Here is a 24597-nt window from a genome sequence, read left to right on the forward strand (position 1 = left end):
GAAAGGCATGAGCATCAGAGCGGAAGAAATCAGCGCGCTCATTAAGCAGCAAATTGAAAACTACCAGTCTGAAATTCAAGTAAGCGATGTCGGCACCGTTATTCAAATTGGTGACGGAATTGCGCGCGCCCATGGACTGGACAATGTCATGGCCGGGGAGCTTGTTGAGTTTTCCAACGGCGTGATGGGAATGGCGTTAAACTTGGAAGAAAATAACGTCGGTATCGTTATTTTAGGTCCATATACAGGAATTAAAGAAGGCGATGAAGTGCGCCGTACAGGCCGGATTATGGAAGTGCCTGTCGGGGAAGCGTTAATCGGCCGTGTTGTCAACCCTCTAGGACAACCAGTTGACGGTTTAGGCCCAATCGAAACGACAGAAACTCGTCCAATTGAAAGCCCAGCGCCAGGGGTTATGGACCGGAGATCGGTTCATGAACCGCTACAAACAGGGATTAAAGCGATTGACGCATTGGTGCCAATCGGCCGCGGTCAGCGCGAGCTTATCATCGGGGACCGTCAAACAGGGAAAACATCGGTTGCCATTGATACGATCCTCAACCAAAAAGATCAAAATATGATTTGTATTTATGTCGCTATCGGGCAAAAGGAATCAACGGTCCGCACGGTTGTCGAAACGTTGCGGAAACACGGTGCGCTCGATTATACGATCGTTGTAACGGCATCTGCATCACAACCAGCGCCATTGTTATTCCTTGCGCCATATGCGGGTGTAGCGATGGGCGAATATTTCATGTATAAAGGTCAGCACGTGCTTGTTGTTTACGACGACTTATCGAAACAAGCGGCAGCTTACCGCGAATTGTCGCTCTTGCTTCGCCGTCCGCCAGGCCGTGAAGCATATCCAGGTGACGTATTCTACTTACACTCTCGCCTTTTAGAACGCGCGGCAAAACTAAGCGATGCCAAAGGCGGAGGTTCGTTAACAGCGCTTCCGTTTGTCGAAACGCAAGCGGGTGACATTTCTGCTTACATTCCGACGAACGTTATCTCCATTACAGACGGACAAATTTTCTTGCAATCAGACTTGTTCTTCTCCGGCGTTCGCCCGGCGATTAACGCTGGTCTTTCCGTATCCCGCGTCGGTGGTGCGGCACAAATTAAAGCGATGAAAAAAGTATCGGGTACGCTTCGTTTGGACTTAGCGGCGTATCGCGAACTTGAAGCGTTCGCACAGTTCGGATCAGACCTTGATAAAGCGACGCAAGCGAAGCTCGCGCGCGGTGCCCGCACAGTAGAAGTGTTAAAACAAGACTTGCATGCACCGATTCCAGTAGAAAAACAAGTGGCGATCATTTACGCGCTTACTCGCGGTTTCTTAGACGACATTCCTGTTGAAGATATTCGCCGCTTTGAAAAAGAATTCTTCTTATGGCTCGACCAAAACGGCCAGCACTTGCTTGAACATATTCGTACAACAAAAGATCTTCCAAACGAAGAAGATTTCAACAAAGCGATCGAAGCGTTCAAGAAAACATTTGTTGTTTCCCAATAAAGAAGGGCGGAACAGAAGGAATGACGGCTTCTGTTCCCCTCTATTCTTAGATTTCGTGCAGAAAAAAGGTGGTGAAACCTTTGGCATCCTTACGCGACATTAAGAAGCGCATCAACGCGACAAAGAAAACGAGCCAAATTACAAAGGCGATGGAGATGGTTTCCGCTTCGAAGCTAAACCGTGCGGAAATGAACGCGAAATCGTTTGTTCCATATATGGAAAAAATGCAAGAAGTCGTGGCGAACGTCGCGCTCGGTGCCGGCAATGCGACCCATCCAATGTTGGTTTCGCGCCCGGTGAAAAAGACGGGATATTTGGTGATCACATCGGATCGCGGCTTGGCAGGAGCGTATAACAGCAACGTTCTTCGCACCGTGTACCAAACGATTCAACAGCGCCATCAATCGCCGGATGAATATGCAATTATTGTCATTGGCCGTGTCGGTTTAAGCTTTTTCAAAAAGAGAAATTTACCGGTCGTTTTAAATATTGCTGGGTTGCCGGACCAACCTTCTTTTGCGGATATTCAAGCAATTGCGAATAAGACGGTCGGCTTGTTTACAGATGGTACGTTTGATGAGTTGTATATGTACTACAACCATTACGTCAGTGCGATCCAACAAGAAGTAACGGAAAGAAAGCTGCTGCCGTTAACGGATATAGTCGATAACAAACAACGGACAACGTACGAATTTGAACCTTCTCAAGAAGAAATTTTAGATGTGCTGTTGCCGCAATATGCCGAAAGCCTTATTTATGGTGCGCTGTTAGATGCGAAAGCAAGCGAGCATGCAGCAAGGATGACAGCGATGAAAAATGCGACGGACAACGCGCACGAGCTTATTCGTACGCTTACCCTTTCCTACAACCGTGCTCGTCAAGCAGCGATTACCCAAGAGATCACGGAAATCGTGGCGGGAGCAAACGCGTTGCAATAACAGTAAGCCGAAAGCGGCAATTATATAAACGCAACTTGATATTTCATCTTTTTCACTTTTTATCGAAAGATTTTTCGACTGTCGGAGGCAAGTCGATGACTTGCCTTCGTCACGCATAAGCGTGACAGATGACCGAACAACACCGTAGCGGACAATGACATTGTCCGCATAACGGGTTGTTGTTCGGTCACCGACAGTCGAAAAAATGGATCACAAAAGTAGAATTTTCGAATTTAACTTATATAGGTACTGCTGTCCAACTAGCAAGTTAGGAGGGAAAACGATGACAAAAGGACGCGTTATTCAAGTTATGGGTCCGGTTGTAGACGTAAAGTTCGAAAACGGGCATCTTCCTGCGATCTACAACGCTCTGAAAATCCAACATAAAGCGCGCAATGAAAATGAAGTCGACATCGACTTGACATTGGAAGTAGCACTTCACCTTGGTGACGATACGGTCCGTACGATTGCGATGGCATCGACAGACGGATTGATTCGTGGAATGGAAGTCATTGACACAGGTGCGCCAATTTCCGTTCCAGTTGGAGAAGTCACCCTTGGCCGTGTATTCAACGTATTAGGGGAACCGATCGACTTAGAAGGGGAAATTCCGGCTGATGCGCGTCGTGACCCAATCCATCGCCCAGCGCCAAAGTTTGAAGAACTTGCAACAGAAGTAGAAATTTTGGAAACAGGTATTAAAGTCGTTGATCTGCTTGCTCCATACATTAAAGGTGGAAAAATCGGTCTATTCGGCGGTGCTGGTGTAGGAAAAACGGTTTTAATCCAAGAGCTTATTCATAACGTTGCGCAAGAGCACGGTGGTATTTCCGTATTCGCTGGCGTAGGGGAACGCACTCGTGAAGGAAACGACCTTTACCATGAAATGAAAGATTCTGGCGTTATCAGCAAAACTGCGATGGTGTTCGGACAAATGAACGAGCCGCCTGGTGCACGGATGCGCGTTGCGTTGACCGGATTAACGATGGCGGAATATTTCCGTGATGAGCAAGGACAAGACGTGTTGCTCTTTATCGACAACATTTTCCGTTTCACGCAGGCCGGTTCCGAGGTTTCGGCGCTATTAGGCCGCATGCCTTCTGCCGTAGGTTATCAACCGACACTTGCGACAGAAATGGGTCAATTGCAAGAACGTATCACTTCAACAGCGGTTGGTTCTATCACATCGATTCAAGCGATTTACGTCCCAGCGGACGACTATACCGACCCAGCTCCAGCAACAACGTTCGCTCACTTGGACGCAACGACGAACCTGGAGCGAAAACTTGCGGAAATGGGTATTTATCCGGCCGTGGATCCGCTTGCGTCCACATCGCGCGCGCTTGCGCCTGAAATCGTCGGCGAAGAACATTACCAAGTAGCGCGCAAAGTGCAACAAACGTTGCAACGCTATAGAGAATTGCAAGATATTATCGCGATTCTCGGTATGGATGAGCTATCCGATGAAGATAAATTGGTCGTTGCTCGCGCTCGCCGCATTCAATTCTTCTTATCGCAAAACTTCCACGTCGCGGAGCAGTTTACCGGCCAGCCAGGTTCCTATGTGCCTGTTAAAGAAACGGTACGCGGCTTTAAAGAAATTTTGGAAGGAAAATACGACCATATTCCAGAAGATGCTTTCCGCTTAGTAGGGCGCATTGAAGAAGTCGTTGAAAGAGCGAAGCAAATGGGCGTAGAAGTTTAATTGAGGGGCATAGGAGGATTTCATGATGAAAACGATCAAAGTCAGTGTCGTTACTCCTGATGGCCCGGTATATGAAGCGGACGTAGAGATGGTTAGCACGAAAGCAAAAAGCGGAGAGCTTGGAATTTTGCCAGGGCATATTCCGCTTGTCGCACCGCTGGAGATCAGTGCCGTTCGCCTGAAAAAAGAGGGGAAAACAGAATATATCGCGGTTAGCGGCGGATTTTTGGAAGTCCGCCCTGACAAAGTAACGATTTTGGCACAAGCGGCGGAAAGAGCGGAAGATATTGATGTGGCCCGCGCGAAAGCGGCAAAAGAACGCGCAGAACGCCGTCTGCAAAGCAAACAGGATGATATTGACTTTAAACGGGCAGAACTGGCGCTCAAACGCGCTATCAACCGTTTAAACGTAGCGCAAATGAAATAAAGACGGAGGAAATATATTTCCTTCGTCTTTTTTTATTGTTACGATGCTGATGAGTTAAATTCCAGGTTTTGTCGACACTGCTGGATATGAATGTTATAATGGTGATGAAAATAATTGTAATAATGAAATATTTTTAAAAAATAAAACATCTACATACGAAGGGAGCGTATCGCAGTTGGGGAACGTATACGCCAATAGCTACTTGATTGTGTTTGTGTTTTTATGTATCGGCGTTTTGCTTCCTGTCGGGGCATTGACGCTCGGAAAGTTATTGCGTCCACACGTTCCGAGCGAAGCAAAGCAAACCACTTATGAAAGCGGTAACAATCCGTTCCATGATTCGCGCGTTCAGTTTCAAGTCCGCTACTACATGTTCGCTCTATTGTTTGTCATTTTTGATGTGGAGACCGTGTTTTTATATCCATGGGCTGTCGCCTATAACAAATTGGGATTATTTGCTCTCATTGAAATGTTTATTTTCGTGCTCATGCTTGTTTTAGGGCTCATCTATGCTTGGAAAAAGAAGGTGTTACAATGGATGTAAAATGGCTTGACGTCCCTGAAGGGGAGATGGAAGAGATAAAGCGCAATGTGTTTTTGACGACGTTTGATCAGTTAAAGGCATGGGCCCGCAGCAATTCCCTCTGGCCGCTAACGTTCGGTCTTGCCTGTTGTGCGATTGAAATGATGGCGGTCGGCGGCTCCCACTACGATTTAGACCGGTTTGGCTCGTTTTTCCGCGCCTCGCCGCGGCAGTCCGACGTCATGATCGTCTCGGGAACGGTGACGAAAAAGATGGCGCCGATTCTGCGCCGCTTATATGACCAAATGCCGGAGCCAAAATGGGTGATCGCCATGGGATCATGCGCGACGGCGGGCGGACCGTATGTGAAATCCTACAGCGTCGTCAAAGGAGTAGATCAAATCGTGCCGGTCGACGTCTATATTCCTGGCTGTCCGCCAAATCCCGCCGCGTTGATTTACGGGATTAATAAATTAAAAGAAAAGATTCGTTATGAAGCGAAGACAGGGAAGAAGGTGCTGTAATCGATGAGCGAGGAAAAAGATTTACAGCAGCTGAAAAAAGAGGCGGCCGAGCGCGCAAAACAGCTGGCAAGGGAACGGCTAGCAGCGAAGCGGGCCGCCGAGCAGGCGGAACAGCCGTCTGACGATGCGAAAAAAGATGTAACGGAAGAAAAAACGGAGCCGTCAGCGGACGACATCGCCTTAGCGAAGAAAAAAGCGGCGGAAGCGGCACGAGCGAAAGCAGCAGAGTTGCGGAAACAAAAAGAAGCAGCTGGTAACCAAACCGCGGAGTCGGAAGACGACATCGCCTTAGCGAAGAAGAAGGCAGCAGAAGCAGCGCGGGCAAAAGCAGCGGAGTTGCGGAAACAGAAAGCAGCAGCAGCTGGTAACCAAACCGCGGAGTCGGAAGACGACATCGCCTTAGCGAAGAAAAAAGCGGCAGAAGCAGCGCGGGCGAAAGCGGCTGAGTTGCGGAAACAGAAAGCAGCAGCAGGCAATCAAGCTGCGGAGTCGGAAGATGCCATCGCCTTAGCGAAGAAGAAGGCAGCAGAAGCAGCGCGAGCGAAAGCAGCGGAGTTGCGGAAACAGAAAGCAGCAGCAGCAGGCAATCAAGCCGTGGAGTCGGAAGACGACATCGCCTTAGCGAAGAAGAAGGCAGCGGAAGCAGCGCGGGCGAAAGCGGCGGAGTTGCGGAAACAGAAAGAAGCATCAGGTAACCAAGCCGCGGAGGGGGAAGACGACATCGCGCTTGCCAAGAAAAAGGCCGCGGCCGCAGCGAAAGCGAAAGCGGCAGCGCTCGCCAAACAAAAAGCGAAGGAAGCAGCGGGCGGCGAAACGAATGATGAGCTGGCGAAACAAAAAGCGATCGCTGCGGCAAAAGCAAAAGCCGCAGCCGCAGCAAAGGCGAGGGCGGCAGCGCTCGCCAAGCAGCAGGCAGGCGAGGAGGGATCCGCTGACAGCGACGACGAGCTCGCCAAGGCAAAAGCAAAGGCGGTTGCCGCGGCAAAAGCGAAAGCGGCGGCGGCAGCGAAGGCGAAGGCGGCTGGGGCGGAAACAACGGCACAAAAGGAAGAAGCCCCATCGCCAAATCAGCCGTTGCTTGATAAATATGTGAAGGTGATCCGCGAACATCTTGGCGAGGATGTTCTAGAGGATGCGTACATCAACCGCCTTGCCAAAGACGTTCCGACGTTGGTCGCCAAAAAAGAAACTTACTACAAAATCGCTGAGTTCCTTAAATATAATGAACAGCTTGGCTTTGACTACTTATCCGAACTGCACGGAACCGATTTTCAGACGCATATGGAAGTATATGTGCACTTATATTCTTATAAAAACCAGCAAGCGGTTGCCTTGAAAGTAAAAATCGACCGGGACCAGCCGGAAATTGATTCGCTCGTTCCGCTTTGGCAAGGGGCCAACTGGCCGGAATGCGAGGCGTACGACCTGCTTGGCATCCGCTTTAAAGGGCATCCGAACTTAATCCGCATCTTTTTAGGGGAAAACTGGGTCGGATATCCGCTTCGCAAAGATTATGAACCATACGACGTGGAGGTATAGCGTATGCTTCGGACGGAAGAAATGATTTTAAACGTAGGACCGCAGCACCCAAGCACACACGGGGTTTTCCGCCTCATCTTAAAAGTGGATGGCGAGATCATTCAAGAAGCGACACCGGTCATCGGCTACCTCCACCGCGGAACGGAAAAGCTGGCAGAGAGTCTGCAATATACGCAAATCATCCCGTACACGGACCGGATGGACTATTTGTCGGCAATGACGAACAACTATGTCATTTGCCATGCCGTCGAAACGATGATGGGCATTGAAGTTCCGGAAAGGGCAGAATATTTACGCGTTTTGGCAATGGAGCTTGGGAGAATCGCCAGCCATCTTGTCTGGTGGGGGACGTATTTGCTCGATATTGGCGCCATCAGCCCATTTCTATATGCGTTCCGCGAGCGGGAAATGATTATTAATCTATTAAACGAGCTATCGGGAGCACGCCTGACTTTCAACTATATGCGCGTCGGCGGTGTGAAATGGGATGCGCCGGATGGTTGGATCGAAAAAGTGAAGCAGTTTGTCCCGTATATGCGCGAACAACTTGCCGGCTATCACGATCTGGTGACGGGGAATGAAATTTTCCGCCATCGTGTCATCGGCATCGGCAAATATACGAAAGAGGACGCGCTCAACTATTCATTAAGCGGTGTGAACTTGCGCTGCACCGGCGTGAAATGGGACTTGCGGAAAAACGAGCCGTACTCCATTTATGACCGCTTCGATTTCGACATCCCCGTCGCGGAGGAAGGAGACTGTTTTGCCCGCTATCAGTGCCGTTTGGCAGAAATCGAACAATCGTTAAACATCATTGAACAAGCGTGTGAGCAATTTCCAGAAAGCGGGGAAATTATGGGGAAAGTGCCGCGGATCATTAAAGCGCCGCCGGGAGAAACGTTCGTCCGCATCGAATCGCCGCGTGGCGAAATCGGCTGCTATATCGCCAGCGACGGCAAAAAAGAGCCGTACCGCCTCAAATTCCGTCGGCCGTCGTTTTACAATTTGCAAATACTTCCGAAGCTGCTGAAAGGTGAAAATATCGCGAACGTCATTGCCATTCTTGGCTCCATCGATATTGTGCTCGGGGAGGTCGACGGATAATGGAACAATTGCTGAATTCCGTCCCAAGCTGGACGAATGTGGCCATTTTTTTCGGGCTGGGTGCCGCGTTGCTATTGGTGGTGCTTGGCTTTGTCACGTACGGCATTTTGGCGGAACGGAAAGTGATGGGCTTTATGCAAGGCCGCTACGGCCCAAACCATGTCGGCGGCCGCTGGGGGCTTTTGCAAACGGTGGCCGATGTGTTGAAGCTGCTGCTGAAAGAAGACACGATTCCGAAAGCGGCGGACCGGCCGTTGTTCATTTTGGCGCCAATCCTTGCCTTTGCGCCGGCGTTTATGGTATTGGCGGTGCTGCCGTTTACCGATGCGTTTCAGTTTGCCGATATCGGCGTCGGCCTCCTTTATTACATTGCCGTTTCGGGACTGACGACGATCGGCGTCGTTACCGGCGGATGGGCATCGAACAATAAATACGCGCTCATCGGCGGCATGCGCGCAGCAGCGCAAATGATCTCCTATGAAATTCCGCTCGTGATGTCCGTGCTTGGCATCGTGCTGCTGACAGGAAGTTTAAACTTAAACGATATTGTTGCAGCGCAGAAAGACGTATGGTACATTTTTACGCAGCCAGTCGCGTTTATCGTGTTTCTCGTCGCGGCCGTCTCCGAGTTAAACCGCACGCCGTTCGACTTGCCGGAAGCGGAATCTGAGCTGGTCGCCGGATTTCATGTCGAATATTCCGGTTTCCGTTGGGCGTTCTTTATGCTTGCTGAGTATGTGTACTTTTTTGCGATGGCCGCCCTGACAACGATATTATTTTTAGGCGGCTGGCATCCGGTCATGTTTTTAGGCTTTATTCCAGGGCCGGTTTGGTTTGCGCTCAAATTCAGCGTCGTCGTGTTCGTTCTCATTTGGTTCCGCGCGACCTTCCCGCGCCTGCGGGCCGATCAGCTTATGGAATTAGGCTGGAAAGTATTGTTTCCTGTTGCGCTTGCCAATATCTTTGTGACGGCGCTGGTGAAAGAACTATTTTTCTAATCGAAATGGGGTGACAGGCATGATCGGGTTGGCTAAAGGATTGGCGTATACGTTAAAAAATTTGACGCGCGAGAAAGTGACGTACGACTATCCGAACGAACCGCTTCCGCTTCCGGACCGGTTCCGCGGCATTCAAAAGTTTTATCCGGAAAAATGTATTGTTTGCAACCAATGTGCCAATATTTGTCCGACGGACTGTATTCAGCTAACGGGGAAAAAGCACCCGGATCCGACGAAAAAAGGGAAAATCATCGATACGTACAACATTAACTTTGAAATCTGTATTTTATGCGACCTTTGCACCGAGGTATGTCCGACGGAAGCGATTGTCATGACCAACAATTTCGAACTGGCCGAATACAGCCGCGATGCCCTTTATAAAGATTTGGCATGGCTCGATGAGAACGATACAAACATTCGAAAGGAGAATAAGCCGTGAGCGGAGAATATCTCGCCTTTTTAGCACTCGCCCTTGTTGCCATTACCGGCGGGGTGTTGATGCTCAACTTAACGAAAGTCGTTCACATGGTCATCGCGCTCGTGTTCACCTTCATCAGCATCGCGGGGCTGTATGTGCTGTTATCGGCGGAGTTTGTCGCTGTCGTGCAAGTGTTGATCTACTCGGGTGCCATCACCATTATGATGCTGTTTGGCATCATGCTGACGCGCCACCAGGAAGAAGAGGGAGAAAAAACGACAACGGGCGGATTTTGGCGCAAAGCGCTCACCGCCATTGCCGTCTTCGCCTTTGGCATCGCCGTTTATCTCGGCGTTTACCAGCTTGATTTTGGCGAGGAAGGCGCCCACCTCCATGAAAACAATACAGAGCAGATCGGCATAGCGCTATATTCCCATTATACAATCCCGTTTGAAATTGCGTCCGTCATTTTGCTTGTCGCGCTCGTCGGGGCGATTATACTGGCGAAAAAAGATGATGAGGGGGCATCGAAATGAGCTCCGTTCCTTTATCCGTGTATCTCGCGTTAGCGCTCATTTTGTTTTGCATCGGTCTGTACGGCGCGCTGACGAAGCGAAATACCGTCATTGTCCTTATTTGCATTGAATTAATGCTAAATGCGGTCAATATTAACTTAGTGGCGTTTGCCAAATACGGGGCCCATCCCGGCATTACCGGACAGATTTTTGCGCTGTTTACGATCGCGGTAGCGGCGGCCGAAGCGGCCGTGGGCCTGGCGGTGTTAATGGCGCTTTACCGCAACCGCAAAACAGTGAATATCGATGAGATCGATTCGCTAAAGGATTAAAAATAGGGTGGAAAATGAAAAGAGCTTTTGCTGAAAAAAGCTCTTCATAAAAGGGGACTGTGATACCATGATGGAAATAGCCTGGATCGTACCGCTTTTTCCGTTGTTTTCCTTTTTCTTCTTGTTAGCATTAGGGAAAAAAATGAAAGAAATGAGTGCACATGTCGGCATCCTTATGACGCTTTTTTCCTTCCTCGTCTCGCTCGCCGTGCTGTTGGACCGGCTCGGCGGTTCGACATACAAAGCGGAACATGTATGGCTGACCGTCGGCAGCGCGAAATTAACCGCCGGATTTGCGGTGACGGCACTAAACGCATGGATGCTCGTCATTGTTTCTCTCGTTAGCTTTCTCGTACATATCTATTCGAAAGGATACATGCATGGGGATGAGCGCTTCTCCGTTTTCTATGCGTATTTAGGGCTGTTCACCTTTGCGATGCTTGGCCTTGTGCTTTCACCGAATTTGCTGCAGACATACGTGTTTTGGGAACTCGTCGGTCTCGGCTCGTTTCTATTAATCGGATTTTACTTCTATAAAGAGGAAGCAAAGGCAGCTGCCAAAAAAGCGTTTATTATGACACGCATTGGCGATGTCGGCTTTTTCATCGGCATGATTCTATTATTCTGGCAAGTTGGCAGTTTCGCATACGATGATATTTTCCAAGCAGCAGAAAACGGCACGTTGTCGCCGACGATGGTGACCTTAACGGCGATTTTGATTTTCATCGGCGCCGTCGGGAAATCAGGCCAGTTCCCGCTCCATACATGGCTTCCGGACGCGATGGAAGGCCCGACGCCGGTTTCGGCATTAATCCACGCGGCCACGATGGTTGCCGCCGGGGTTTACTTAATCGCTGCCTTGTTCCCGCTATATGAAGCGAGCGAAACGGCAATGATGACGGTGGCAGTGGTCGGGGGATTTACGGCGCTCTTTGCCGCTACGATTGGTTTGGTGCAAACCGACATTAAACGGGTGCTCGCGTATTCGACGGTAAGCCAGCTCGGCTACATGATGCTGGCGCTCGGTTCGGGAAGTTATGTGGCAGGCATCTTCCATTTAACGACCCATGCGTTTTTCAAAGCGCTCTTGTTTTTAGCGGCGGGAAGCGTCATTCATGCCGTCCATACGCAAGACATTGAAAAAATGGGCGGGCTTTGGCGGAAAATGCCGCTTACTGCACCGCTGTTTCTCATCGGCACGTTAGCGATTAGCGGCGTCCCGCTTTTCTCCGGATTTTTCAGCAAGGATGAAATTTTGGTGGCCGCCTGGACGCACGGGCATATCGTCTTGTTCTGGATCGCGGTAGCAGCCGCCTTTTTCACCGCGTTTTACATGTTCCGCCTCTTTTTCCTCGTCTTTGGCGGGGAAAAGCGTCATGATGCAAAAGACGTTCATGAAGCGCCAGCAGTGATGACGCTGCCGATGATCGTGCTCGCCGTGCTCGCTGTTGCCGCCGGGTACGTTCATACCCCTTGGTTCGGCACTTTTCTTGGCGATTGGCTGACAGACGGCGCCTATGCGCATGAAACAGCGCCGGGCTGGATTATGGTGGTGGCGACGGCCGTTTCCTTGCTTGGCATTTTCCTGGCGTGGCTTATGTACGGAAAACGATCGCTTGCGCGGGATTGGCTCAGCTCGCGCGTTCCGCATACGTACAGCTTGCTGCGGAATAAGTATTACATCGATGAATTGTATATGCACACCGTTGGCTATGCGGCGACGGCAATCAGTCTATTACTCTCGTATATCGACCGCTTTCTTGTCGAAGGGGTTGCCCGCTTGATCACCGCAACCGTCCATACGGTCGCATTGCTCGGGTCGCGCATGCAAAACGGGCAAGTGCAAACGTACGGCGCTGTCACGTTCGTCGGCCTTGCGCTTCTCGTCGTCATTCTCGCGTTCACAGGGGGGTACTTATAATGAATGGAACGTACTTTCTGTCACTCTTAATCTTCTCCCCGCTGCTTGGCATGATTTTGCTTGCGTTTGTGCCAAAAACGCAAGAACGGACGGTCAAACTGCTCGGCTTTTTATCGACGCTGCCGCCGCTTCTTTTATCGCTTTTTGCCTTTTCGCAATATTTGCGAGGCTATCGCCTTGAGCATTTGGCGGAAAAGCATGACTGGGTTCGCTTTGCTGATTTTCCGTTTCTTACGGAGTCGACCTACTTGATTCGCTATGAGCTGAATATCGATGGCTTTTCGCTCGTGATGATCGTATTGACATCGCTATTGGCGACGCTTGCCGCCGCCGCTTCCATTCACATTAAAAAGGAATGGAAAGGTTATTTTCAGCTCTTTCTTTTGCTAGAGATCGGCATGCTTGGCGTATTTGCGGCAGGAAATATGATTTTGTTCTTTATCTTTTTGGAAATGACGCTCGTTCCGATGTTCTTTTTAGTCGGCAAGTGGGGAGGGTTTGACCGGGAGCGTGCCGCCTACAGCTACTTGCTGTACAATGGGCTTGGTTCAGCGATTTTGCTCATCGTCATCCTCGTTTTATTCGCCCGTGCCGGAACGTCGAATCTCGTGTTGTTAAAAGAAATGCTGCACAATCCGGTGGCACAGGTGCAGCTGATTGCGCCGCTTTCTAAGGAACTTCGGTTATGGCTGTTTGTCGCTTTGTTTATCGCCTTTGGCATTAAACTGCCGATCGTGCCGTTCCACCGCTGGATGCTGCGCGTCCATGTCGAAGCGCCGCCATCGATCGTCATGCTGCACGCCGGCGTGCTCTTGAAAATAGGGGCGTACGGTCTCATTCGCTTCGGCATCGGGCTGTTTCCTGATCAGTTTCGCCATTTTGCCTTTTGGATTGCCGTGCTAGGGATCGTCAACCTATTGTATGGAGCATTTTTAGCGTTCGTGCAAGAGGAATTCAAAATGGTGCTCGCCTATTCGAGCGTTTCGCATATGGGGATTATATTGATCGGATTAGGTGCGCTCAATGAAGCGGGTATTCAAGGCGCCATCTTCCAGGCGGTTTCCCACGGGTTGATTGCCGCGTTCCTGTTCCTGCTCGTCAGCATTTTATACGAACGGACGAATACGACGGCGATCGACCGTTTAGGCGGACTCGCAAAAGCGATGCCGCTGACAGCAGGGTGTTTGCTTGCCGGTGCGATGGCATCGCTCGGCCTGCCGGGAATGTCGGGATTTATCAGCGAATTTACTGCCTTTTTAGGGCTGTTCCAAGTGAGGCCGGTTGTCGCTGCGATTGGCACGCTTGGCATCATTATGACCGCCGTTTACATGCTGCGCGCCGTATTGAATATGACGTTTGGCCCGTCTAGGCGCGATGGCGTACAAGCGCTGGATATGAGCGCGGGCGAAGCGGTTCCGGCGTTCATTTTGCTCGCGCTCATTGTCGCCGTCGGCGTTTATCCGTACATGTTAGCGAAGCCGTTGCAGGCGGCGATTGAAATGATGATGAACGGGTTAGGAGGGTGAGAGAGATGAGCATGCATACATTATTGCAATACAAATGGGGCATGATGACACCGGAGTTTATCGTTTTGATCACGGCGCTCATTCTCTCGCTGGCCGATTTATTGATGCCAAATGATAAAAACCGGCGCCCGCTTGCATGGATCGCGGTGGTCGGCGTCGCCCTTGCGCTTATCGCGACCGCAGGGCTCATTCCGGCAAAACCAGTGTCGATTTTGTACGATACGTTCCGCCTTGATGCCTTCAGCAAGGCGTTTAAGCTGCTGATACTGGCTGGAGGGGCGCTTTGCCTCCTGCTTGCGCTCGATTACCGTCCAAAAGAAGGGCTCTCACACCGCGGCGAATTTTACTATTTGCTCCTTTGCGCGCTGCTCGGCGCGATGATCATGGCTTCAAGCGGCGATTTGATTACGTTGTTTGTCGGACTGGAGCTGTTATCCGTTTCTTCGTATATTTTGGCGGGAATCCGCAAAACATCGGCGCAATCCAACGAATCAGCGCTAAAATACGTCATTAACGGCGGTATTGCGACAGCGATCACGCTGTTTGGCATGAGCTATATTTTCGGTTTAACCGGCACGACGAATTTGAAAGAGATTGCGCTCGAAGTGCAAAAGCTGGCAGACAGCAACTACCAATACCTGCTGGCCCTTGCTTTTCTCCTGCTGCTCGTCGGATTGTCGTTTAAAATTTCGTCCGTCCCGTTCCATATGTGGACGCCGGACGTCTATCAAGGGGCGCCAACGCCGGTGACCGCATTTTTAAGCGTTGTCTCGAAAACAGCCGGTTTTGTCATCCTGCTGCGGTTGATGATCACGATTTTTGCCGCCGCGCCTTCGCACGGAAAAGATTCGTCTTCGCTTTTGTTGTCGATGCAAGATTATATCGCCGTGTTAGCCGGCCTTACGATGATCATCGGCAATACGGTCGCATTAAGACAGCGGAGCATGAAGCGTCTGTTCGCGTATTCGAGCATCGCCCACGCCGGCTATCTCCTTGTCGGGTTTGCCGCGATGTCATGGGTGATGATCGACTCGATCTGGTTTTATTTGCTCGCCTATGTACTGATGAATGTTGGCGCGTTTGCTGTCATTCAGCGCCTGTCGGATGAAGCGGACTCCGACGATATGAGCCATTTTGCCGGCCTGTATCGACGCAATCCGCTGCTCGCGGTAGCGATGGGGATTTTTCTGCTGTCGCTGGCCGGCATTCCGGGTACGGCCGGTTTCATCGGCAAGCTGAACATTTTCCTCGGCGCATTGATGACCGAACCCGGCCATTACGTGCTCGCTGCGGTGATGATCGCGACCACGGTCGTATCCTACGTCTACTACTTCGGCGTGTTTGTGCAAATTTTCTTCCGTCCCGCCGACGAAGCAGCATCGGTCAAACTGCCAGTCGGGCTGACAGTCACCGTTGTGCTTTGCGCGCTTGGCACCCTGCTGCTTGGCATTTTCCCGAGCTTGGCGTACCAGGTTCTCGCCCAGTTCCAGCATTTTGGCGATTTCCTGCAATAACGTTACAATAGAAGGGGAAACTTCCCCTTCTTTTTTTATCGACGACTAGGCCGCTAATTTGGCGGTAGAAAGAGGTGAAAAGCGATGATGCCAATACTAGGCCAGCAAGCGCTAGTGAGCATTATTGTCCATCTTGCTTTTATCGCCATTACATGGTGGACGCTGCAAGGGGTGCGGCTCGAGGCGATAATCAAGCCAAACCGCGTCTTTCAAGGACGTCTGCTTTACATTTTATTGACGATTGCGATCGGTTCGACAGTCGCCAACTTTTTTCTCGACTATTTATCATGGTCGACACAACTTCCGTTTCTCTTTCGAGGCGAGTAAAATTACTCGCCTTTTTTTACCTTTTGATAACGCTTACAATTTTGATTTTGTCGATTTTTTTTATGTATGTTCACTTCCGATCTGGCAACAATAACAGGTAAGGAGAGGAAGTGAAACGGATATGAAAAAAGGACAAGCCTACGCCTTCGCTTTTTTATTGGCGTTGTTCGTCATCGTCGGCATGTGCCAATACAAATCGGGAGAAGCAATGGGGAACGGGCCGCTTCATCCGTTAGAAACGATCGCACGCGTCCTCAAGAATAATGATGTTACTATTCAACAATGGACCGTTTACACAAGAGAGTATGCCCACGATATTAAAAATGATGCAGCATTTTTCAAAAAGCTAGCGGAATTGAAGAAAGAAAACCGCGCTTTTCACTGGTCTTTCGACACCAACCACCATCTGAAAAAAGCGATTGGCACACACCAACACCCCTTCTTTCAAGAAAAAATTCAGCTCATCATGACGGTCATAAACAACAAGCCGCAAACGTATATCCTCTATGAAGTCAAAGGGCTAAATTGGAACGACAAAGTAGAGAAAGAAGTGGTCAAAAAAATAGAGAAAAAGTCGAAACAACTATTTGTGAAACGACCTACATTTTTCACTTGTATTGAAGGAGATTTCAGTGATAATATGAAAGGTGGTTTGTTCGATTACGCATTACATTTATTACATGAGTTTCAAGCAAGACCAGTCGAGTCTTTGCAGGAAGAGTCACTTGTTTCGCTATCTGCATATACTGGGCAGTGGGAGAATGTTCTTCCAACCAGTAACCATCCGATGAATCTGCAGCTTGCCTTAAGAGAAAGATTGGGCGGAAAGACGACTGTCGTTATTGGAACCCCAATCATTACCGTTGAATATTAATATAGAGAAATTGGACGCGGAGGGGAATACCTTGGAAAAGATAATCGTCCGTGGCGGAAACCGGTTGAGCGGCACCGTGAAAGTAGAAGGAGCGAAAAATGCCGTTTTGCCTGTTATCGCTGCAACATTGTTAGCGACAAATGGAAAAAGTGCTATTCATGATGTGCCTGCTCTTTCCGATGTATATACAATTAGTGAAGTGCTCCGCTATTTAGGCGCAGAAGTAGACATAAACATAGCGAGAAATATGATCGCTGTTGATGCCACCGGCCCGTTAAAGATGGAAGCGCCGTTTGAATACGTGCGGAAAATGCGGGCATCAGTGCTCGTCATGGGTCCGCTCTTGGCGCGAAATGGTCGAGCCCGCGTCGCACTACCAGGAGGATGCGCCATCGGTTCGCGCCCGATTGACCAGCATTTAAAAGGATTTGAAGCAATGGGAGCGACCGTGAAAGTGGGCAACGGATTTATCGATGCCGAAGTACAAGGAAGATTGCGCGGGGCAAAAATTTATTTGGATTTTCCAAGCGTTGGAGCAACGGAAAATATTATGATGGCGGCCGTGTTGGCTGAGGGCACCACCATCATTGAAAACTGCGCGAAAGAGCCGGAAATTGTCGATTTAGCTAACTTTTTAAACGCAATGGGCGCCAAAGTGCGCGGTGCCGGCACTGGTACGATTCGCATCGAAGGTGTAGACGAATTAACCGGCACGACACATACCGTGATCCCAGACCGCATTGAAGCAGGTACATTTATGGTTGCAGCGGCCATTACTGGCGGCAATGTTCTTGTGCAAGGTGCCGTTCCAGAACATTTAAGCTCACTGATAGCCAAAATGGAAGAAATGGGTGTCACCATTATCGAAGAAAAAAACGGATTACGAGTCATCGGACCGGAAACATTAAAAGCGGTCGACATTAAAACGATGCCGTATCCAGGTTTTCCAACCGACATGCAATCGCAAATGATGGCATTGCTTTTGAAAGCGGAAGGTACGAGCATGGTGACGGAGACGGTATTTGAAAACCGTTTCATGCATGTCGAAGAATTCCGCCGCATGAACGCTGACATTAAAATTGAAGGACGTTCCGTCATTATTAATGGCCCTTGTAATTTGCAAGGTGCAGAGGTGGCGGCGACCGATTTGCGCGCCGCAGCAGCGTTGATTTTAGCCGGTTTGGCGGCGGAAGGCTATACGCGCGTGACGGAACTAAGACATCTTGACCGCGGCTATGTCCGCTTCCATGAAAAACTGGCCGCGCTTGGTGCTGATATCGAGCGCGTCAATGAAAAAACGGAAGCAGCGTTCGACGAAGCAAAAGTAAACGATTTGAACGTATAAGCCGAAAAAACGACCGTCAGCTACATATGTAGTGAATGGTCGTTTTTATTTTGGACGCGGCAGCTGCCGCTGTTTTTCCCTCGTACATACAACGATGAGAAGACATGTCGGGCAAAAGGAGAAGAAGGGCGGAACAGCTAGCTAAACAAGCCCCTCTAAAAAGAAGTTGTCATATATACTTGTCCGAGCCCATAACTATATAACGAACAGAAGCAAACGCAGGCACTCCCAGGGTGAACATCGATGCGACTGCGCCTGATGGGAGCGATGTCCGCTTGTGCTGGAAAAATGAATATTGGAGGCTCGGCTATATGAAACGGATAAAACCAATTATGGCACTCCTTGCATGTTTATTTGTCGTCGTACTGATCGTTCCAACGATATTAGTCATTCCATTCCACGACGGGAAAGTAGAAAAATTGGCGGAAGAACTGCGTCAGCAAGAAACGAAGCAACAAGTTAAAGCAGCCGAAAGCGGGCCGACCGTCGAAGTTGCGGTATACCGCAGCAAACAAAAGCGCATTGAACATATTCCGCTCGAGCAATATGTCATCGGTGTCGTCGCAGCGGAAATGCCGGCCGAATTCGAGATGGAAGCATTAAAGGCACAAGCGCTGACGGCGAGAACGTACATTGTCAAACAGTTATTAAACGACCAGCCGATCAGCTTGCCAAAGGGAGCGAATGTGACCGATACGGTGATGCACCAAGTCTACTACAGCGATGACGAGCTGAAACGTTTATGGGGTAGCGACTACGATTGGAAAATCGAAAAGATTACGAAAGCGGTGCTAGAAACGCGCGGGCAAATTTTAACGTACAACAACCAGCCGATCGAAGCGTCGTTTTTTTCGACAAGCAACGGCTATACGGAAAACTCGGAAGCATATTGGCAAAATGAATTTCCGTACTTAAAAAGCGTAGCCAGCCCGTGGGATAAAAAGTCGCCCAAATTCTATCACCAAAAAGTAATTTCGGTGGCGGAATTTGAACGAAAACTAGGAGTGAAACTGCCGGAAAACGGCTCGGTTGGCGTTATTTTATCGCGCACGCCTGGGAAACGTGTCGATGTCGTCGAAATCAACGGCAAAAAATTGAAAGGAAGAGAAGTGCGCGAAAAGCTCGATTTAACCTCGACGGATTTTACATGGATGCGCAAAGGCAATGAAATTATTATAACAACGAAAGGATACGGCCATGGCGTCGGCATGAGCCAATACGGAGCCAATTTTATGGCGCAGGAAGGAAAGACGTACGACCAAATCGTCAAATATTATTACCGCGGGGTGAACATTTCTTCGGCGACCGCGTTTTTAAATAAGCTGACGGCAAAAAAATAGGGGCAAAAACGCCTCTATTTTTTTGCATAAAATGACACATTTTTTAAAAAAATAAATGAAAAAGTTGTTTTTGCGTGTATATATTTTCCTCTTTCTGTTCAAAATGGTTGCTGAGGTGATGAACATGAGAGAGGAAGAAAAGAAACAATTACAGAAACCAAGTTTACAACGGTTGTTCAGAAAGCGTTGGGTATTTCCAGCCATCTATTTGACATGTGCTGCCCTTATTGTGGCAGGAGCGCTCTGGTTCCAGAACAAACATGACGGAAAAACAGGAAAAGACGAATACGAATACAGCCAATCAGGCACATCGCAGCATAACGAGCCGGCCGTTCCTGTCAACGAAGCAGTAGAAAAATTCACGATGCCGGTCCTTGATGCAAATTCTGTAGAAATTAAAACACCGTTCTACGATGACAAAGCGTCAAAAGAAGAACAGGAAGCAGCTCTCGTCTTTTATGATAATACGTATCATCCAAACCACGGCATCGATATCGTCCGCAAAGACGGCAAAACGTTTGATGTCACTGCTTCGTTAAGCGGTACCGTCACTAAAGCGGAAAAAGACCCGATCTTAGGCTATGTCGTAGAAATCGACCATGAAAACGGCGTCACTACCGTTTACCAATCGCTTGCTGACGTGAAGGTAGAAGCGGGCGATACGGTAAAACAAGGGGAAATCATCGGCAAGGCAGGCCAAAGCCAATTTAACCAAGAGGCTGGCATCCACGCCCACTTTGAAATCCGCAAAGACGGCAAGCCGGTCAATCCGATCGACTACATCGACAAACCGCTTACGGCATTAACGGAACAAAAAGCTGGAAATGACAACGCAACCGAACAAAACAACACAACGTCAACAGAGGAACAAACGCAATCGAATGAACAACCATCTTCTGATGAGCAAACGCAATCGAACGAACAACCATCTTCTGATCAGCAAATGCAATCCGATGAAGAGGCACCAGCAACGGACAAGAGCACAACGACACCAAGCGAGGAAGAGCAAGATGACACTTCTTCCTCCAAAACGCCAGATGCCTCGATCGGAATGGCAAGAGCGTAACAGGAGATCGCCTGTTTCCTTCCCACTGCGTGGAGGGAGACAGGCGATTTTTTTTGAAAGCAGGAAAGGAAAACCATTTCGAAAAGCGAATAGTTAGCAACAGGGCTTACGATTAGGGGGGAGTCGAATGGACTATTTATATTATCCACATCCGTCGCAGCGGATGACGACGTTTGCAGCCAACGGCATGGTGGCAACCTCACAGCCGCTGGCGGCACAGGCCGGATTGGAGATACTAAAAAAAGGCGGAAATGCGATCGATGCCGCGATTGCGACCGCCGCCTGCTTGACGGTCGTCGAGCCGACCTCCAACGGCATCGGCAGCGACGCGTTTGCCATTGTGTGGACAAATGGCAAGCTGTATGGATTAAATGCCAGCGGTTATTCGCCAAAATCGATTTCGATCGCGGCAGTAAAAGAACGGGGATATGAAGAAATTCCGAAACACGGCTGGATTCCGGTCACCGTCCCGGGTGCGCCGGCGGCGTGGGCGGCGCTGTCCAAGCGGTTTGGCAGGCTGCCGCTTACGGAAGTGCTAAAGCCGGCGATCGAGTACGCGGAAAACGGCTATCCGGTGTCTCCAACGTTAGGGAAGTACTGGCAGGCCGCGTTTCAAACGTATCAAAAAACGTTAAAAGGTCCGGAGTTTGCCAGCTGGTTTACGACTTTTGCGCCGAACGGGCGCGCGCCGAAAATCGGAGAAATATGGGCGTCCAAAGACCATGCCAATACGCTTCGCCTCATTGCCGAAACGAACGCGGAAAGCTTTTACCGCGGCGAGTTGGCGGAAAAAATCGCCGCCTATTCCAAACAATACAATGGCTTTCTGGATCTTGATGATTTAGCCGAGTATGAGCCGGAATGGGTCGAGCCGATTTCCGTTCACTACCGCGGCTATGACGTGTGGGAAATCCCGCCGAACGGACAAGGCCTTGTCGCCTTAATGGCGCTGAATATCATGAAAGGATTCGCCGTTTTAGAAACGCCAACGGTCGCGACATACCACCAGCAAATCGAGGCGATGAAACTGGCATTTGCCGACGGGCAGGCGTATATCGCAGACCGCAGGCATATGGAGCATCGTGTCGAAGAGTTGCTGTCTGATTCGTTTGCCGGCGCGAGACGGGCGCTTATTGGCGAAGAAGCGCTGCTTCCGGCGCCGGGAACGCCGCCAAAAGGCGGAACCGTATATTTAGCAACGGCGGACGGGGAAGGCAATATGGTCTCGTTTATTCAAAGCAACTACATGGGCTTTGGCTCCGGTTTGGTCGTTCCAGGCACCGGCATCGCCCTGCAAAACCGCGGCCATAATTTTTCCTTCGATGAAACCCATGTGAACCGATTGGCACCGCGGAAAAAACCGTACCATACGATTATTCCGGGATTTTTGACCAAAGGCGGCGAACCAGTCGGGCCGTTCGGCGTCATGGGCGGATTTATGCAGCCGCAAGGACATTTGCAAGTGATCATGAACACGATCGATTTCCATCTCAATCCGCAAGCCGCGCTCGATGCGCCAAGATGGCAATGGATCGAAGGAAAAAAAGTGCTCGTCGAGCCGCATTTTCCGCGCCATATCGCTGAAGCGCTCACACGAAAGGGGCATGACATCTATGTTTCCCTTGATTCCGGGACATTCGGGCGCGGACAGATTATTTGGCGCGATCCGCGCTCGGGTGTGCTCGCGGGCGGGACGGAGCCGCGCACCGACGGCGCTGTCGCCGCGTGGTAACTAGGGCGTGATGACAGCATAGGAACCAAGCGCACTTATTCCTCGCATTTTCCGTGTCGGCATGCTTGGGTACGGCTTGTGTCCATAAAGAAGCCATTGAAAGTATACGACGCGATATTTTTGAGAAGCCCCCACTTCAACTAGAGGGAAGTGGAGGAGGGACTAGCATAAAAAACCTGCCTTTCTCGCCAAAGGCAGGTTTTTCAAATGTTATTCTACTGTAAACGTAATCGTCGCTTTCGCATTCGGCCAGTTTTTATCGGCCAGCCACCATTCAAGCGTGTAATTTCCCGGCGGCAAATCGGTAAACGTTTCTTGGAATACAAGCTCTTCTCCTTGCTTTAGCTGGCGCTCTTCGTAAATTTGCGTAAAAAATTTTCCCTCGCTGAACTGCTTTACCTTCTTTCCATTGCGGTACAAAATGTAATCATACTTTTTCCCGCTCGTAAACGTCACTGTCTGTACGCGCTCGGTTTGATTTTTTACCGTAAACGTCACGACGTAGTTTCCGTCTTTTTTCTCATACGTTAATGACGGTTTGAGCGCCCCGGCGATCATCCCTCGCTCTACTTGCGATTTTGCTCGCGAAGCCTCATCTTTTGCCTTTGGCCGTTCTCCTTCATTGTAGGAAAAAAGCATGCTGATTGCCGTCACCCCCACAGCGATGCCCACTAGCCCGATCATCTGTCCTTTTCTCATCAGGCCTCACTCCTTTCTATTATAGTCGTTCCCATTTTTCATCTTGTTACAATTAACAAAAAAATTATGAAAAAATCCTTGTCCTTCTTGATATTTCTGGTATATATGCACGATTTGTCTAATAAAATGTTACAAATTGAACAACAACGAGAGTGTTTGAGGTGGGGATCGTTCATAACAGCACGAGTACCTGCTCGAGATGTTTCCAAAATGCACAAGTAGAAGTGGTTTTCATCATCCACGAGGCGAGTCTCATTTCACACTCCTCACATCCAACTTAGGGAGGGCGAGTGGTGTGCACGATTACATCAAAGAGCGTACGATCAAGATTGGAAAGTACATCGTGGAGACGAGGAAAACCGTTCGCGTCATCGCGAAAGAGTTCGGTGTTTCCAAAAGCACGGTTCACAAAGATTTAACCGAGCGGCTGCCGGAAATTAATCCGGAGCTGGCCCAGGAAGTCAAACAAATTCTCGATTATCATAAATCCATTCGTCATTTACGCGGGGGAGAAGCGACAAAGAAAAAGTACAAAAAACAAGCGATTAAAAACAATTAACTTTTTTCCTTGCGCCCTGCTTTCGTCACAAAAATAGTATCATTATCCTAGTCGAATATGGTAAAATAATCTATTAGGAGTGACTTGAGGGCAGAGGCAAGGAGGATTCATATGTTTTCAAGAGACATTGGCATTGATCTTGGCACGGCGAACGTACTCATTTTTGTCAAAGGAAAAGGAATTGTGCTCAATGAGCCGTCCGTCGTCGCGATCGATAAAAACACGAACAAGGTGCTCGCTGTCGGCGAAGAAGCAAGGCGAATGGTAGGACGTACTCCTGGGAATATCGTTGCCATTCGGCCGCTCAAAGACGGAGTAATCGCTGATTTCGACATTACGGAAGCGATGTTGAAACACTTTTTAAGCAAGCTCGATGTGAAAGGCTTTTTCGCCAAACCGCGCATTTTAATTTGTTGCCCGACGAACACGACATCGGTAGAGCGGAAAGCAATCAAAGAGGCAGCGGAAAAAAGCGGCGGCAAAAAAGTGTATTTGGAGGAAGAGCCAAAAGTAGCGGCCATTGGCGCAGGAATGGATATTTTCCAGCCGTGCGGAAACATGGTGGTTGATATCGGCGGTGGCACGACCGATGTGGCGGTTCTCTCCATGGGAGACATTGTCACCGCCTCTTCCATTAAAATGGCTGGGGACAAGTTCGATCTGGAAATTTTGCATTATATCAAACGGGAATATAAGCTGCTCATCGGCGAACGAACTGCGGAAGAAATCAAAATCAAAGTCGCAACTGTATTCCCAGGCGCACGTGACGAGGAAATTGACGTTCGCGGCCGCGACCTTGTCACAGGGTTGCCGCGCACGATTACGATCCGCTCCGCGGAAATCGAAAAGGCGCTGCGCGAGCCAGTATCGATGATTGTACAAGCCGCCAAGAGCGTATTGGAACGCACGCCGCCGGAACTATCGGCCGACATTATTGACCGCGGCGTCATTTTGACGGGCGGCGGCGCGCTGTTGCACGGCATCGATCAACTGCTTGCCGAGCAGCTGAAAGTGCCGGTGTTTATTGCGGAAAACCCGATGGATTGCGTCGCAATCGGAACAGGGATCATGCTCGAAAACATCGATCGCGCCCCAAGGCAGCAACTCATTTGATAAGCTCAAGAAACAAGACGAATAGCTACCGCTAGGAAATGG

General features: G+C 49.6%; 24 protein-coding genes. 23 read left to right on the forward strand and 1 reads right to left on the reverse strand.

The genetic code is table 11. From position 1 onward, the window contains the following. The first annotated feature begins 7 nt into the window (after positions 1-7). The 21 genes from atpA to AC1WMD_RS12885 all read left to right on the forward strand — a co-directional run bounded on the left by atpA (position 8) and on the right by AC1WMD_RS12885 (position 22184). The gene (gene atpA, locus AC1WMD_RS12785; protein WP_043906253.1) at positions 8-1516 is read left to right on the forward strand and encodes a F0F1 ATP synthase subunit alpha; all 1509 of its coding nucleotides are present in this window, start codon (positions 8-10) and stop codon (positions 1514-1516) included. An 80-nt stretch (positions 1517-1596) separates the two neighbouring features. Beyond that, a complete protein-coding gene (locus AC1WMD_RS12790) occupies positions 1597-2454 on the forward strand; it encodes a F0F1 ATP synthase subunit gamma (RefSeq protein ID WP_043906252.1) in 858 nt (285 codons plus the stop codon). A 283-nt stretch (positions 2455-2737) separates the two neighbouring features. After that, the gene (atpD, locus tag AC1WMD_RS12795) at positions 2738-4159 is read left to right on the forward strand and encodes a F0F1 ATP synthase subunit beta (RefSeq protein ID WP_494257485.1); all 1422 of its coding nucleotides are present in this window, start codon (positions 2738-2740) and stop codon (positions 4157-4159) included. 25 nt (positions 4160-4184) lie between these two features. Then, positions 4185-4586: a F0F1 ATP synthase subunit epsilon gene (locus AC1WMD_RS12800; protein ID WP_494257539.1), complete on the forward strand. Its 402-nt coding sequence runs from the start codon at positions 4185-4187 to the stop codon at positions 4584-4586. 175 nt (positions 4587-4761) lie between these two features. Continuing rightward, positions 4762-5130, forward strand: coding sequence for an NADH-quinone oxidoreductase subunit A (locus tag AC1WMD_RS12805; RefSeq protein ID WP_043906249.1), 369 nt, complete (start codon positions 4762-4764; stop codon positions 5128-5130). After that, positions 5121-5633: a NuoB/complex I 20 kDa subunit family protein gene (locus AC1WMD_RS12810; protein ID WP_494257487.1), complete on the forward strand. Its 513-nt coding sequence runs from the start codon at positions 5121-5123 to the stop codon at positions 5631-5633. Before AC1WMD_RS12805 ends, AC1WMD_RS12810 begins: the two co-directional genes overlap by 10 nt. 3 nt (positions 5634-5636) lie before the next feature. Continuing rightward, positions 5637-7172 carry an NADH-quinone oxidoreductase subunit C gene (locus AC1WMD_RS12815; protein WP_494257489.1) on the forward strand — a complete coding sequence of 512 codons (1536 nt, stop codon included), beginning with the start codon at positions 5637-5639 and terminating at the stop codon, positions 7170-7172. Between the two features lie 3 nt (positions 7173-7175). Further along, positions 7176-8276, forward strand: coding sequence for an NADH-quinone oxidoreductase subunit D (locus AC1WMD_RS12820; protein ID WP_494257491.1), 1101 nt, complete (start codon positions 7176-7178; stop codon positions 8274-8276). Next, entirely contained in the window at positions 8273-9274 is a 1002-nt protein-coding gene (nuoH, locus tag AC1WMD_RS12825) for an NADH-quinone oxidoreductase subunit NuoH (RefSeq protein ID WP_494257540.1), read from the forward strand. Before AC1WMD_RS12820 ends, nuoH begins: the two co-directional genes overlap by 4 nt. A gap of 19 nt (positions 9275-9293) precedes the next feature. Then, the gene (nuoI, locus tag AC1WMD_RS12830) at positions 9294-9713 is read left to right on the forward strand and encodes an NADH-quinone oxidoreductase subunit NuoI (RefSeq protein ID WP_043906244.1); all 420 of its coding nucleotides are present in this window, start codon (positions 9294-9296) and stop codon (positions 9711-9713) included. Then, positions 9710-10228, forward strand: a complete 519-nt coding sequence (locus AC1WMD_RS12835) for an NADH-quinone oxidoreductase subunit J (RefSeq protein ID WP_043906243.1) — start codon at positions 9710-9712, stop codon at positions 10226-10228. The genes nuoI and AC1WMD_RS12835 overlap by 4 nt, the downstream gene beginning before the upstream one ends. Then, positions 10225-10539 carry an NADH-quinone oxidoreductase subunit NuoK gene (gene nuoK, locus AC1WMD_RS12840; protein WP_043906242.1) on the forward strand — a complete coding sequence of 105 codons (315 nt, stop codon included), beginning with the start codon at positions 10225-10227 and terminating at the stop codon, positions 10537-10539. The genes AC1WMD_RS12835 and nuoK overlap by 4 nt, the downstream gene beginning before the upstream one ends. Positions 10540-10606: 67 nt before the next feature. Continuing rightward, complete coding sequence (gene nuoL, locus AC1WMD_RS12845; protein ID WP_494257492.1) at positions 10607-12460, forward strand: NADH-quinone oxidoreductase subunit L; 1854 nt, start codon at positions 10607-10609, stop codon at positions 12458-12460. Continuing rightward, complete coding sequence (locus AC1WMD_RS12850) at positions 12460-13986, forward strand: NADH-quinone oxidoreductase subunit M (protein ID WP_494257494.1); 1527 nt, start codon at positions 12460-12462, stop codon at positions 13984-13986. Before nuoL ends, AC1WMD_RS12850 begins: the two co-directional genes overlap by 1 nt. Before the next feature lie 5 nt (positions 13987-13991). After that, positions 13992-15500 (forward strand): NADH-quinone oxidoreductase subunit NuoN, encoded by a 1509-nt coding sequence (gene nuoN / locus AC1WMD_RS12855; protein WP_494257495.1) that lies wholly within the window; start codon positions 13992-13994, stop codon positions 15498-15500. Between the two features lie 84 nt (positions 15501-15584). Further along, positions 15585-15827 carry a DUF1146 family protein gene (locus AC1WMD_RS12860; protein ID WP_043906238.1) on the forward strand — a complete coding sequence of 81 codons (243 nt, stop codon included), beginning with the start codon at positions 15585-15587 and terminating at the stop codon, positions 15825-15827. Positions 15828-15948: 121 nt separating this feature from the next. Beyond that, a complete protein-coding gene (locus tag AC1WMD_RS12865) occupies positions 15949-16701 on the forward strand; it encodes a YwmB family TATA-box binding protein (protein ID WP_494257497.1) in 753 nt (250 codons plus the stop codon). 31 nt (positions 16702-16732) lie between these two features. Further along, complete coding sequence (murA, locus tag AC1WMD_RS12870; protein WP_043906236.1) at positions 16733-18046, forward strand: UDP-N-acetylglucosamine 1-carboxyvinyltransferase; 1314 nt, start codon at positions 16733-16735, stop codon at positions 18044-18046. Between the two features lie 311 nt (positions 18047-18357). Continuing rightward, the gene (gene spoIID / locus AC1WMD_RS12875; protein WP_043906235.1) at positions 18358-19386 is read left to right on the forward strand and encodes a stage II sporulation protein D; all 1029 of its coding nucleotides are present in this window, start codon (positions 18358-18360) and stop codon (positions 19384-19386) included. Between the two features lie 124 nt (positions 19387-19510). Further along, positions 19511-20452 carry a stage II sporulation protein SpoIIQ gene (gene spoIIQ / locus AC1WMD_RS12880; RefSeq protein ID WP_494257498.1) on the forward strand — a complete coding sequence of 314 codons (942 nt, stop codon included), beginning with the start codon at positions 19511-19513 and terminating at the stop codon, positions 20450-20452. Positions 20453-20579: 127 nt separating this feature from the next. Further along, positions 20580-22184: a gamma-glutamyltransferase family protein gene (locus AC1WMD_RS12885; RefSeq protein WP_494257499.1), complete on the forward strand. Its 1605-nt coding sequence runs from the start codon at positions 20580-20582 to the stop codon at positions 22182-22184. A gap of 210 nt (positions 22185-22394) precedes the next feature. Here the strand turns inward: AC1WMD_RS12885 and AC1WMD_RS12890 are convergent, their stop codons facing one another. Beyond that, positions 22395-22883 (reverse strand): BsuPI-related putative proteinase inhibitor, encoded by a 489-nt coding sequence (locus AC1WMD_RS12890; RefSeq protein WP_494257500.1) that lies wholly within the window; start codon positions 22881-22883, stop codon positions 22395-22397. Positions 22884-23178: 295 nt separating this feature from the next. Here AC1WMD_RS12890 and spoIIID point away from each other — a divergent pair, with 295 nt between their 5' ends. Both spoIIID and AC1WMD_RS12900 read left to right on the forward strand, forming a co-directional pair. Then, positions 23179-23442 (forward strand): sporulation transcriptional regulator SpoIIID, encoded by a 264-nt coding sequence (gene spoIIID, locus AC1WMD_RS12895; protein WP_003253595.1) that lies wholly within the window; start codon positions 23179-23181, stop codon positions 23440-23442. Between the two features lie 111 nt (positions 23443-23553). After that, complete coding sequence (locus AC1WMD_RS12900) at positions 23554-24555, forward strand: rod shape-determining protein (RefSeq protein ID WP_494257501.1); 1002 nt, start codon at positions 23554-23556, stop codon at positions 24553-24555. Positions 24556-24597: the final 42 nt, after the last annotated feature.

This window comes from Parageobacillus sp. NEAU-HV-2 (assembly GCF_059115485.1).